We start from the raw sequence: 12,237 nt of genomic DNA on the forward strand, positions 1-12,237 counted from the left end.
GAGGCGACGGCGTCAGCGAACATCCTGGCCTCCGGTTTCCTGCATGAAGACGGCCTCGAGGTCGGCGCCGACCCAGCGGGCTTCGAAGATGTCCACGCCTCCCGCGGAGAGCCGGCGGATCAGCTCAGGCGCCTCGGCGCGTGGGATGCGGACCATCACGACGCGGTCCTGGACCTCGGCGGAGCCGCCGATCACGCCGGCCGCAGCGGCCGGGTCCGATACTTCAAGCCGGAGACGTTCGCCGCCGGCGCCGCCGATCAGTTCTGACACCCGGCCCTCGGCGGCCAGGCGGCCCTTGTTCAGGATGGCGACGCGGTCGCAGATCTTCTGAACCTCGGCCAGCTGGTGGCTGGCGAGCACGACGGTGACGCCGTCCCGGTCGGCGAGCGAGCGGATCAGGGCGCGCATCTCGTTGATGCCCATGGGATCCATGCCCGAGGTCGGCTCATCGAGGATGACCATGGACGGCGAGCCCAGCAGCGCCGCGGCGACGCCGAGCCTTTGATGCATGCCGACCGAGAAGCCCTTCACCTTGCGGCCCGCCGCCTCCGTCAGGCCGACGCGATCCAGCAGGGCGTCGATCTCGGCGGCCTCGCCTTTCAGGCCGCCGGCGATGCTCAGCATCCTCAGGGTGTCGCGCGCGGTCAGGAAAGGATGGAAACGCGGCGTCTCGATCATGGAGCCGATGCGGCGGGGCGCCCCCGGCGGCCCGCCCATGACCGTGATCTGGCCGGAGCTCGGCTTCACCAGCCCGAGCCAGATGCGGAACAACGTCGACTTGCCCGCCCCGTTCGGCCCCAGCACCCCGTAAACGCCGCCGGGCTCGATCTGCAGGTCCAGGGAATCCAGCGCCTTCACCGCGCCGTAGGTCTTGGTGAGTGCGCTCGCCGTCAGGATCGCGGTCATGGGCCGACCTTGGCCGGGCGCGGGGCGGGCGACAAGGCGTTCGCGGATTAAACCTTGTCCATGCGACCGGTCACGGACATGTCGTGAGCGCAGGCTAGGAGGGCCCCATGCGTCGTCTGTTGCTCCTGTCGTTGATGCTGCTGGCCGTGGCGGCGCCGGCCGCGGCCCGACCGCTCATCCTCATCGGGATCGACGGGTTCCGCGCCGACTATTTGGCGCGGGGTTTGACGCCCAATCTGGCGCGGCTGGCGGAGGCCGGGGCGACGGCCGAGGGCGGCATGCGGCCCTCCTATCCGACGGTCACCTTCCCGAACTTCTACACCCTCGCCACGGGGCTCCACCCCGACCACCACGGTCTGGTCTACAACACCATGACCGACGCGTCACTTCCGGGCCGCACCTTCCGCCTGAGCGACAGGGCCGAGGTCATGGACCGCGTCTGGTACGACGCCGGCGAGCCGATCTGGGTGACCGCCGAACGCGCCGGAATCCGCACGGCTACGATGTTCTGGCCAGGATCGGAGGCGCCGATCGGAGGCGTGCGTCCGACCTACTGGCTGCCCTTCGAACAAAGCCTGACGTCGCTGGCGCGCGTGAACATCCTGCTCGGCTGGTTGAGCCTCCCACCAGAGGAGCGGCCGCGGTTCGCCACCCTCTATTTCGACATCGTAGACACGCGCGGTCACTGGAACGGGCCTGGCTCCCAGGAGCTGGAGGCGGCGCTAGTCGAGGTGGACACGGCCGTGGGCAGACTGCTCGAGGGGCTCGCCGCGCGAGGGATCGAAGCGGACTTTGTCGTGGTGGCCGATCACGGCATGGCCGAGGTCTCGGGCGAGAGGATCGTCTGGCTGGACGATCTCGTTCCCGCCACGGCCATCACCCTCGTTGGCTGGGGGGCCTTCGCCGGGCTCGATCCCCAACCGGAGCAGGTCGCTGAGGTCGAGACGGCGCTACTCGGCGAGCACCCTCACATGTCCTGCTGGCGAAAGGGCGAGGTTCCGGAGCGGCTTGCATTCGGCTCGCACCCGCGAATCCCCGCCATCATCTGCATGGCCGAAGTCGGCTGGACCATAGGAACCCGCGGCCGGACCGATCCGATGCGCGTCACGGGCGGCGCGCACGGTTACGACAACGCCGCGCCCGAGATGCGCGCCCTGTTCATCGCCAGCGGACCCAGCTTCGCTTCGGGAGTCAGGCTGACGGACGTCGACAGCGTCGATGTGCAGCCGCTGCTGGGGCGTCTGCTCGGAATCGATGTCCCGGCGGGCGACGGGCGGCTGGCCGACACGGCCCCGGCGCTCCGATAGGCCTTGCGGCGCCACGATGCCGCCCCAGATGTTCGCTGTGCTGAGATCGCTGAGACCTTTCGGGGAGTCCCTGATGAAGCCGTCACGCCTCGTCTTCGCCCTGGCCATGATGCTGTCCGCCTGCGGACAGCCGAGCGACACCCGGGCGCAGGATGGCGGCGGACTGGCTGAGCCGACCCGCCGTCCGCCCGAGACCCAGGGCGACATGCAGGCGTCCTTCGCGCCGGTGGTCCAGGTTTCGGCGCCTGCGGTGGTCAACATCTCGGCCCGCACCCTGGTGCGCCAGCGTGATCCCTTCTTCGAGATGTTCGGCGGCGGCGCGCCCCGGACGCGCGTGGCCCAGTCTGTGGGGTCGGGCGTGATCGTCCGCGCCGACGGCATCGTGGTCACCAACAATCACGTCATCAACGGCGCCCAGCAGATCCTGGTGACGCTCAATGACCGGAGGGAGTTCCCGGCGGAGATCATCCTCCAGGACTCCCGCTCAGATCTGGCCGTGCTCAGGCTCGAGACGGGCGGCGAACGCCTGCCGGTGGTGGCCATCGGCGACGAAAACGAGCTTCAGATCGGCGACCTGGTGCTCGCCATCGGCAATCCCTTCGGCATCGGCCAGACGGTCACCTCGGGGATCATCTCGGCTCTGAACCGCACGGGCGGGGAGGGCGCGGGCGCCTATATCCAGACCGACGCCGCCATCAATCAGGGCAATTCCGGCGGGGCCCTGGTCGACATGGACGGTGACCTGATCGGCATCAACTCCATGATTCTGTCGCCGTCGGGGACGTCGGCCGGGATCGGTTTCGCCGTGCCGGCTTCGATGGTGCGCCGGGTGGTAGAAAGCGCCGCGGGCGGAGAGACCGCGGTGGTCCGCCCCTGGCTGGGCGTCAGCGCCGAGGCCGTGACCTCCGAGGAGGCCCGCCGTTTAGGGCTGGATCGTCCCCGTGGCGTCATCGTGTCCGATGTCTATCGGAATGGGCCTGCCGCCCGCGCCGGGGTCCGGGCGGGCGACGTGATCACCGCGATCGGCGGGGTGGAGATCGAGGACGTGGCCTCGATGAACTATCGCGTCGGCGTGGCGCGCCCGGGTGATACGCTCCAGCTCACGGTCTTCCGGGACGGACGCGAGACGACGCTGCGGGCGGAGGCCGAGGCTCCGCCGGGCGATCCGACGCCGGCGACCGTGGTGCTCGGGGGACGCAACCCCTTCAGTGGCGCCCAGGTCGCAGACCTGTCGCCCGCTCTGGCGGACCAGCTGGGAGTCGATCCCGTGTCGGGCGGCGTGCTTCTGGCGGGCGTCTCGGGCCGCTCCTACGCCGCGGCCGCGGGCTTCCGGCGCGGTGACATCATCCGCAGCCTGAACGGCCAGCGCGTCACTTCCACGCGACAGTTGCAGCAGCTTCTCAACCAGCCCCAGCGCGCCTGGGAAGTCACCATCGTGCGCGACGGCCGTGAGGTCACTGGCAGGTTCTGAATCCGGCGCGGCCTGCATGACCGAAGCTTAATCCAGCCCGCCCCATTTCAGCCACGGTTCGCTACTCCTGTAGCGCTACAAATGTAGCGGAACAGGAGACGGCCGTGATCGAGAGCCTGCCCCGGCGCGAGCGCGAGGTGTTCGAAATCCTTTGCCGGCTGGAGACCGCGACGGCCGCGGACGTTCGTCGCGCCATGACCGGCGAGCCGAGCGATTCGGCGGTTCGCACCCTGCTGTCGCGGCTCGAAGCCAAGAAGCTGGTGGCGCGCCGCGCGGATGAGCACGCCTATCTCTATTCGCCCGCGCCCGCTCCCGAGGCCCTGGCGACCGGCGCGCTGCAGCGGCTGGTGGCGACCTTCTTCAACGGCTCGGCGGCCAGCGCGGCGACCGCGCTGCTCGGGCTGACAAACGAATTGAAGCCGGAAGAGCTCGAGGCGCTCAAACGCGCGATCGAAGAAGCCGAGGAGCGTCAGTCGTGATCGCCTCCCTGTTGCTCGAACTGCTGGCGAAGTCGGTTCTGGTGGCCGGCGCCGGGCTCATCCTCGCCGCGCTGCTGAGCCGGCGTCCCGCGACCGACCGGGTGATCGTCCTCCGTGCGGTCGTCGGCCTGCTCCTCGCCTTGCCGGTGATGGCCCTGCTTGGGCCTGACCTGACGATCTCGACGCCCGTGGCGGCGGCCGCGCCTGCGCCGGAAACCCTGCTGGTCGTCCCCTCCGACCCTGCCTGGGCGGGAGAGGTCACGCCGGTGGCCGGGGTGACCCTGTCGGGCTCGGTCGGCTATCCCTCGCCGGTCGCCTTGCTGGGAGCCGCTTATGCCATAGGCGCGCTCCTGGTGCTGGGACGGTTCCTCCTTGGGCTGGCCACGCTATGGAGCTGGACGGTCTCGGGCCGTCAGGTCCGCGATCCGGCCTGGACCGAGCCGCTGAGTCGCCTGAAGGGATCAGGCCGTCCGCCTCGCCTGATCGCCTCGCCCGCTGCGCCTGCGCCCCTCAGTTGGGGCCTGCCGCCGGGCGTGATCCTGATCGGGTCCCGGCAGCTCGCCCAGCCGCAGGAAGCTTCGGCCGTCCTCGCCCACGAACTCGCCCACCTTCGGCGCGGCGACTGGATCTTCCTGACCCTGTCGCGCGTCGCGCTGGCGCTGTTCTGGTTCAATCCGCTGGTCTGGCGTCTGCACGCTGAGCTCGCCGCGGCGACCGAGGATGCGGCCGACGCCGCCGCCCTGCGCCACGTGGACCGGGGCGCCTACGCCCGCACCCTGCTGAATCTCGCTTCCACCCTTACGCCCCAGGGCGCGACCGGCATGACCGGTCCCGCCCGCTCCCTAAAGAGAAGGATCGCCCGCATCATGACCACGCCCAAGTCCGCCCCGTCGCGCCCGCTGGCCCTGGCCGCCGCGGTTGGCGCCCTGATCGCCATCGCCACGCCGCTGGCCGCCGTGCAACTGGCCCCACCCGCGCCTCCGACGGCGCCGTCGGTTCCGGCCGCGCCGACGCCGCCGACGCCCATCGCGGGAGCTCCGGCCGCGCCTTCGGTCCCGCTGCCGCCCGCTCCCCCGGCGCCGCCCGCCCCGCCCGCCCTCCCGGCCCTGTTTCAGTCCGGGCACATGGTGGTCGACGGGGAGATGGTGATCGTCAACGGTCAGCGCCGGCCGCTCACCGCCGAGGAGCGGGCCGAAGTCGACGCCGCGCTGGCCGAAGCGCGTCGCGCCACCGAAGAGGCCCGGGTTCACGCCCGTGAGGCGCGCGCACATGCGGTCGAAATGGCGGCCCAGCATCGAGCCGAGGCCCGCGAAATCGCCGCCCACGCCCGCGCCTTGGCCGCCGACGCTCGGGTCCAGGCCGCTGCGGCGCGGGCCGACGCCCGTGTTCACCTGGCTGGCGCAGCCGACCAGATGGACGCCGGCGCCCGCGAGATGCGCCGCACGGCCGAGCAACTGCGCGATCCGGCCTTCCGCGCCGAACAGATCCGCGAAAACGCGGAGCGTGGCCACACGGTCACCGACGAGGAGTTGCGCGCCATGATCCCCCGCCTGCTCGAACAGGCGGATCAGATGGAGGCCCAGGCCGACGAGCTGCGTTCGCGCGATCTCTAAGCCATGACGCCTGGAGCATCACCCTTCCCCCGGGAAGGGTGATGCGCCTATCTGGTCGGGCATGTCCGACCTGTTCGAAGCCTCCGGCATCCATCCACCAGACGCGCCCCTCGCCGATCGTCTGAGGCCCCGGACGCTTGAGGAGGTGGTCGGGCAGGATCACCTGCTGGGTCCCGGCGGCCCCATCCGGCGCATGGTCGAAGGCGGCCGTCTGGCCTCGATGATCCTCTGGGGGCCGCCCGGCACCGGCAAGACCACCATCGCGCGTCTGCTGGCGAAGGCCGCGGGCTATCAGTACCAGCAGATTTCGGCGGTCTTCTCCGGCGTGGCCGATCTGCGAAAGGCCTTCGAGACGGCGCGGACGCGCCGGGCCGCGGGCCAGTCGACCCTGCTCTTTGTCGACGAGATCCACCGCTTCAACCGCGCCCAGCAGGACGGCTTTTTGCCCTTCGTGGAGGAGGGGATCGTCACCCTGGTCGGGGCGACGACCGAGAACCCCAGCTTCGAGCTGAACGGCGCGCTCCTGTCGCGCTGCCAGGTCTTCGTGCTGCGCCGGCTGGACGAGGCGGCGCTCGAGCAGCTGCTGCAACGGGCCGAGGCCGAGGCCGGCCGGCCTCTGCCGCTGGAGCCCGCCGCGCGCGAGGCGTTGATCGCCATGGCCGATGGAGACGGGCGCTACCTCCTCACCCTGGCCGAGACCCTGTTCGCCCTGCCGGCGGACCAGGCGGCCATGTCCGTCGGCGACCTAGCGGGCGTGCTGCAGAAGCGGGCCCCGGCCTACGACAAGGACCGCGAGGAGCACTACAACCTCATCTCGGCCCTGCATAAGTCGGTGCGCGGCTCGGACCCGGACGCGGCGCTCTACTGGCTGGCGCGCATGCTGACGGCGGGAGAAGACCCGCTGTTCCTGGCGCGGCGGATCGTGCGCATGGCGGTCGAGGACATCGGCGAGGCCGATCCCATGTCGCTGGTCATCTGCAACGCCGCCAAGGACACCTACGACTTTCTCGGCTCGCCGGAAGGCGAACTGGCGCTTGCCCAGGCGGTGGTCCACCTGGCGACGGCGCCCAAGTCGGTCAGCGTCTACCGGGCCTACAAGGCGGCGTCCTCGGCCGCGCGTGAGACGGGCTCGCTGATGCCGCCGGCCAATATCCGCAACGCCCCGACCAAGCTGATGAAGGAGCTCGGCTACGGCAAGGGCTATCAGTACGACCCGGAAGCCGAGGGCGGTTTCTCCGGCGCGAACTACTGGCCGGAGGGGATGGAGGCCCGGACGTTCTACGAGCCGACCGACCAGGGCCACGAGGCCCGGGTCAGGGAACGCCTGGCCCATTGGCGCGAGCTGCGCCGCCAGCGGCAAGGTGAATGAACCGTTGCCGTAACGACAATGTCCGGTAAGCTTCGCAGCCTGTCTGTCCTTTGGGAGGGGAAGATGACGGAAGACACTGCGGCCCCCGCTGGCGGGGGCGTTCCCTGGCATCTCTGGCTGGTCGGCGTGCTGAGCCTGCTGTGGAATGGCTTTGGCGCCTATGACTTCATAATGACCACGACGCAGGGCGAGGCCTACATGCGCGCGTCCGGCTTCGACGACGCCATGATCGCCTACTACATGGACATGCCGACCTGGATGTGGGGACCCTGGATCCTCGGCGTCTGGGGCGCGGTGGCGGGATCGATCCTGCTTCTGATGCGCAATCGGCTGGCGGTCTGGGCCTTTGGCCTGTCGCTCCTGGGCGCGGTGATCAGCCTGATCTACGGCAAGTTCATGAACCCGCCCCCGTTTTCGGAAGAGATGGCCGCGATGGGCTTCATGCCGTGGGTGATCACGGCGATCGCGGTCTTCCTGGCCTGGTACGCCTGGACCATGAGCAAGAAGGGAGTGCTTCGCTGATGAGCGAGACCGATACGCCTGTCGTGAGCGGGACGCCCTGGCACCTGTGGGTGGTCGGCGTCGTCGGGGCCCTCTGGAACGGCTTCGGATGCTTCGACTATTTCATGACCCAGACCAATCGGGACGAATGGTTCGCCCAGATGGGCATGACGCCCGAGCAGCTCTCCTATTTCGAGGCCATGCCGGCCTGGACTCACGGGGCCTGGGCGATCGGCGTGTGGGGCGGGTTGCTGGGCGCCATCCTTCTGCTGCTTCGCATGAAGTGGGCCACGCACGTCTTCGCGCTCTCGTTCCTCGGCTGGCTCGCCGGGGCGATCTACGCCTTCGGCATGTCGAACGGGCTGGAAGTCATGGGCGCGATGTGGCCGATGCAGATCGTCATCGGGGCTGCATGCGTCTTCTTCGTCTGGTACGCCTGGACCATGTCGAAACGGGGCGTGCTCCGCTAAGGGCCGGTGGAGGAAGCGGTGGCGGACCACAGTCTCTTCGTCAGCCACCATTCGTCCAAGGCCCGGATCGCCAGCCAGGTCGTCGATGAGCTCGAGCGGCGCGGCGTCGGCTGCTGGGTCGCGCCTCGGGACATAGAGCCGGGAGAGCCCTTCGACCGCGCCATCAAGGCGGCGGTGGCCGACAGCGACGCCATCCTGGTCCTGTTCTGTGACAAGGCCGACAACAGCCGCCACGTGAAGCGCGAGCTGATCCTCGCCGACGAGGGCGGCAAGGCCATCATACCGCTGCGCGTCTCCCGGGTCGTGCCGTCGGAATTGTCCTACTGGTTCAAGGACGCCCAGTGGATCGACTGGATGGACGGCCGCGCGGAGGTGTTCGACCGCATCGCCCGTCAGGTGAGGGGGCTGGAGGAGGGTGGCCCGGACCCTGTGACGGGGCCGGCGGTCCCCTGGGTCCCCACCTGGGTGCGTGGTGTGCCTTGGCACGTCTGGGTCTTGGGCGCGATCCTGCTGCTGTGGAACCTGTTCGGGTTCACGGTCCAGGCCTGGGCGGCGCTGGCGCCCGAGAGCTACGAGCGAAACATGGGCGTTTCGGCCTCGGCCAGCGCGATTTATCGAGAGGCGCCGTGGGCTCTCGTTGTCGCCCTGGCCGGCACGGGCGGCTCGGCGGCGGCGGGCGTCCTGCTGCTGCTGCGACGGCGCTGGATGTTCCACGCCGTGGCTGTCTCGCTCGCGGGCTCGGTCATCGGCACCATCCATCTGTACGCGGCCGGCGTGCTGGCCGCGTCGTCGTTGTTCAATCTGGTCGGAAGTCTGATCATCTGGGGGGTCATCGCCCTGCTCATGTGGTACGCCCACGTCATGACCCGCCGGGGCGTACTTCGTTAGGGAGCTGGGCGGGTCCGCCACGCTGCGTGACGTCTTGACCGCGAACGCGGCGCTCGGCCAAGAGCCCTGATGGCTCGCGCCCCGGTCAACCTGCCGCCCGAAGAGGTCGCCGCCGTCCGGTCGTGGGTGCTCCACGAGGACGCCGAGGTGCTGGCGCTGAACAAGCCTGCGGGGCTGTCCAGCCAGGGCGGTCGCATCCGGGCGCATACGCTGGATGACCTGCTGTGGGCGTTCATGCGCTCGAACGGCAAGCGGCCGGAACTGGTCCATCGGCTGGACCGCGACACCTCCGGTGTTATCCTGGCGGCGAAGACCAAGCCGATGGCCGGCTTCCTCGGCAAGGCGCTGCAGGCGCGGCGGGTGCGCAAGACCTATCTGGCTCTGGTCGGCGGTGGGGCGCCGGCGCCCCGGCAGGGCGACATCCGCACGGCGCTCCGTCGCGAGGAGATCGGGCGCGAGGCCTATATGCGCGCCTGCCCCGACGGCCATCCGGACGCCCAGGCTTCGCACAGCCGCTACCGGACCCTGGCCGCCAATGAAGAGGCGGCAGTGGTCGAGCTGGAGCCGCTGACCGGCCGCATGCACCAGCTGAGAGTGCATCTGGCCTCCATCGGCCGGCCGATCCTGGGCGACGTCCGCTACGGCGGCCCGTTGACGGCCAGCGGCGGAGCCGTGCCGCGCCTGATGCTGCACGCGGCGGCGATCACCTATCCGCTGCCCGAGGGCGGGACGCGCAGCGTCCAGGCGCCGCCGCCGGATGACTTCGAAGCGGTCAGGGCGGCGCTGGGCCTGCGCTAACCGCGCGCTAACCCTGTTCGGGCATGGCTTGGAGTCATGCGCCGCCGCGACTTCATCACCGTAAGCCTCGCCAAGGAGGAGGAGCGGCCGACGCCGTCGACCTTCGACATGACGACCATCGGCCTGCCGGTGATCACCGACGGGCGCATCCGCAACTACGTCTTCGTGCGATTCCGCCTGCATCTGGCTACTGGCCATGATCCGATGACGGTGCGCGACAAGGACCCCCACCTGCGGGACTCCATCGTGCGAGCGGCGCATCGGCGCCCCTTCACCCTCCCGGACGACTGGACGAGGCTCGACGGGGGGCCCATGGCGGGATGGGTGATGGCGGCCGCCGCCACCATCTGCGGGCGCGGCGTGGTCGAACGCGTCTCGATCCTCAGCCAGGACCCGCAGCGCCGGACAGGCGTTCGCCCCACTTAGGCCTAACAAAAGCCTGACGCCCCGTTGCAGCGCGCGCGCGCATTTGGCACTTTCGCGCGCATTTCCCGGGGGCGCGATCCTGCGCCCGGTGCGGACGGGGGGACCGGAAGGCGGAAGGCCAAGCTCAGGCGCCGCGCCAAGGGTCCGTCGCGCAGAGCAGGACTACGAGGGACTCTACACTCATGCAGGAATTCTTCTTGCCGCTGGTCATTCTGGCCGGCGCTCTGGGGGTGCTTTACGGCGCGCTTCAGACCGCCGCCCTGATGAAGGCCAACGCCGGCACCGAGCGGATGCGCGAGATCGCCGCCGCCATTCAGGAGGGGGCCTCGGCCTACCTCCGCCGCCAGTACACCACCATCGCCATGGTCGGCGTGGTCATCCTGATCGCCGCCTTCTTCCTGATCGGTCCGTGGGCGGCCGTCGGCTTCCTGATCGGCGCCGTGCTTTCGGGCATGGCCGGCTATGCGGGCATGCTGATCTCGGTCCGCGCCAATGTGCGCACCGCGCAAGCCGCGTCCGAGAGCCTGGACAAGGGCCTGTCGATCGCCTTCCGCGCGGGCGCGGTCACCGGCCTGTTCGTGGCCGGCGGCGCCCTGATCGGGGTGGCGGGCTACTACTTCGTCCTGACCGAGACCATGGGCTTCGAGCGCACCAGCCGTGAAGTCATCGACGGCCTGGTCGCCCTGGGCTTCGGCGCCTCGCTCATCTCCATCTTCGCGCGTCTGGGCGGCGGCATCTTCACCAAGGGCGCCGACGTGGGCGGCGACATGGTGGGCAAGGTCGAGGCCGGCATCCCCGAAGACGATCCGCGTAACGCCGCGACCATCGCGGACAACGTGGGCGACAACGTCGGCGACTGCGCCGGCATGGCCGCCGACCTGTTCGAGACCTACGCGGTGACCACCGTCGCCACCATGGTGCTGGCGGCGATCTTCTTCCGCGACCAGCCCTACGTCGACGTGATGATGCTGCTGCCGCTCGCCATCTGCGCGGTCTGCGTGCTCACCTCGATCATCGGCACCTTCTTCGTCCGCCTGGGCAAGAGCCGCAACATCATGGGCGCCCTCTACAAGGGCCTGATCGTCACCGGCGTGCTGTCCATCGGCGCGGTCTGGTGGGTGGTCACCAACCTGGTCACTGGCCCGATCACCATCCCCGGCGTCGCCGGCGCGGTCGATCCGATGAACCTGTTCTGGTGCGGCGTCGTCGGCCTGGCCGTCACCGCCGCTATCGTCATGGTCACCGAATACTACACCGGCACGGGCTTCCGCCCGGTGAAGTCGGTCGCCAACGCCTCGGTCTCGGGCCACGGCACCAACGTGATCCAGGGCCTGGCCGTCTCGCTGGAGTCCACGGCCATCCCGGCGCTGATCATCATCGTCGGCATCGTCGCCAGCTTCCAGCTGGCGGGCCTGTTCGGCATCGCGCTCGCCACCACCACCATGCTGGGCGTGGCGGGTATGATCGTGGCGCTCGACGCCTTCGGTCCGGTCACCGACAACGCCGGCGGCATCGCCGAGATGGCGGGCCTGGATCCGGAAGTGCGGGTGTCGACCGACGCGCTCGACGCCGTGGGCAACACCACCAAGGCCGTCACCAAGGGCTACGCCATCGGTTCGGCGGGCCTGGGCGCGCTAGTGCTCTTCGCCGCCTACACCGCGGACCTGGAGCACTTCGCCTCGGAAGCTGAGGTGGGCTCCTTCTTCTTCGGTCTGGGCGAGGTCGCTTTTGACCTATCCAACCCCTACGTCGTGGTCGGCCTGCTGTTCGGGGGGCTGCTGCCCTTCCTGTTCGGCGGCATGTCGATGACGGCCGTGGGCCGGGCTGCGGAGTCGGTGGTCGCCGAAGTGCGCCGTCAGTTCCGCGAGAACCCGGGCATCATGACCGGCGAGGTCAAGCCCGAGTACGGCCGCGCGGTGGACATCCTGACCCGCTCGGCCATCCGCGAGATGATTGTGCCGTCGCTCCTTCCGGTGCTGGCCCCGATCGTCCTGTTCGTGGCGGTGCTG

The 12,237-nt window shown here is 69.7% G+C and carries 12 protein-coding genes; 11 read left to right on the top strand and 1 reads right to left on the bottom strand.

Annotated features, from left to right (window positions below; genetic code table 11):
- Positions 1 to 12 precede the first annotated feature (12 nt).
- Positions 13 to 906 carry an ABC transporter ATP-binding protein gene (locus tag Q0M60_RS06135; RefSeq protein WP_296817306.1) on the bottom strand — a complete coding sequence of 298 codons (894 nt, stop codon included), beginning with the start codon at positions 904 to 906 and terminating at the stop codon, positions 13 to 15.
- Positions 907 to 1,013: 107 nt separating this feature from the next.
- On the opposite strand from Q0M60_RS06135, the gene Q0M60_RS06140 reads away from it, so the two are divergent.
- From Q0M60_RS06140 to Q0M60_RS06190, 11 genes are all read left to right on the top strand, one after another.
- The gene (locus tag Q0M60_RS06140) at positions 1,014 to 2,213 is read left to right on the top strand and encodes an ectonucleotide pyrophosphatase/phosphodiesterase (protein ID WP_296817308.1); all 1,200 of its coding nucleotides are present in this window, start codon (positions 1,014 to 1,016) and stop codon (positions 2,211 to 2,213) included.
- Positions 2,214 to 2,286: 73 nt separating this feature from the next.
- Complete coding sequence (locus tag Q0M60_RS06145; protein ID WP_296817311.1) at positions 2,287 to 3,684, top strand: Do family serine endopeptidase; 1,398 nt, start codon at positions 2,287 to 2,289, stop codon at positions 3,682 to 3,684.
- Between the two features lie 104 nt (positions 3,685 to 3,788).
- Positions 3,789 to 4,163 (top strand): BlaI/MecI/CopY family transcriptional regulator, encoded by a 375-nt coding sequence (locus tag Q0M60_RS06150; protein ID WP_296817313.1) that lies wholly within the window; start codon positions 3,789 to 3,791, stop codon positions 4,161 to 4,163.
- Positions 4,160 to 5,776, top strand: a complete 1,617-nt coding sequence (locus Q0M60_RS06155; RefSeq protein WP_296817316.1) for a M56 family metallopeptidase — start codon at positions 4,160 to 4,162, stop codon at positions 5,774 to 5,776. Before Q0M60_RS06150 ends, Q0M60_RS06155 begins: the two co-directional genes overlap by 4 nt.
- Before the next feature lie 61 nt (positions 5,777 to 5,837).
- Positions 5,838 to 7,145, top strand: coding sequence for a replication-associated recombination protein A (locus Q0M60_RS06160; RefSeq protein WP_296817319.1), 1,308 nt, complete (start codon positions 5,838 to 5,840; stop codon positions 7,143 to 7,145).
- Positions 7,146 to 7,208: 63 nt separating this feature from the next.
- The gene (locus Q0M60_RS06165) at positions 7,209 to 7,667 is read left to right on the top strand and encodes a hypothetical protein (protein ID WP_296817322.1); all 459 of its coding nucleotides are present in this window, start codon (positions 7,209 to 7,211) and stop codon (positions 7,665 to 7,667) included.
- A complete protein-coding gene (locus Q0M60_RS06170) occupies positions 7,667 to 8,116 on the top strand; it encodes a hypothetical protein (RefSeq protein WP_296817325.1) in 450 nt (149 codons plus the stop codon). The genes Q0M60_RS06165 and Q0M60_RS06170 overlap by 1 nt, the downstream gene beginning before the upstream one ends.
- A gap of 18 nt (positions 8,117 to 8,134) precedes the next feature.
- Positions 8,135 to 9,004 (top strand): toll/interleukin-1 receptor domain-containing protein, encoded by an 870-nt coding sequence (locus Q0M60_RS06175; RefSeq protein ID WP_296817327.1) that lies wholly within the window; start codon positions 8,135 to 8,137, stop codon positions 9,002 to 9,004.
- A 69-nt stretch (positions 9,005 to 9,073) separates the two neighbouring features.
- Entirely contained in the window at positions 9,074 to 9,802 is a 729-nt protein-coding gene (locus Q0M60_RS06180; protein ID WP_296817330.1) for an RluA family pseudouridine synthase, read from the top strand.
- Positions 9,803 to 9,838: 36 nt separating this feature from the next.
- Complete coding sequence (locus Q0M60_RS06185; protein WP_296817333.1) at positions 9,839 to 10,228, top strand: hypothetical protein; 390 nt, start codon at positions 9,839 to 9,841, stop codon at positions 10,226 to 10,228.
- 182 nt (positions 10,229 to 10,410) lie between these two features.
- A partial coding sequence (locus tag Q0M60_RS06190) for a sodium-translocating pyrophosphatase (RefSeq protein ID WP_296817334.1) occupies positions 10,411 to 12,237 on the top strand: 1,827 nt, incomplete at its 3' end.

Source organism: Brevundimonas sp. (assembly GCF_024711105.1).
In the GTDB taxonomy this organism is placed as follows: Bacteria; Pseudomonadota; Alphaproteobacteria; order Caulobacterales; family Caulobacteraceae; genus Brevundimonas.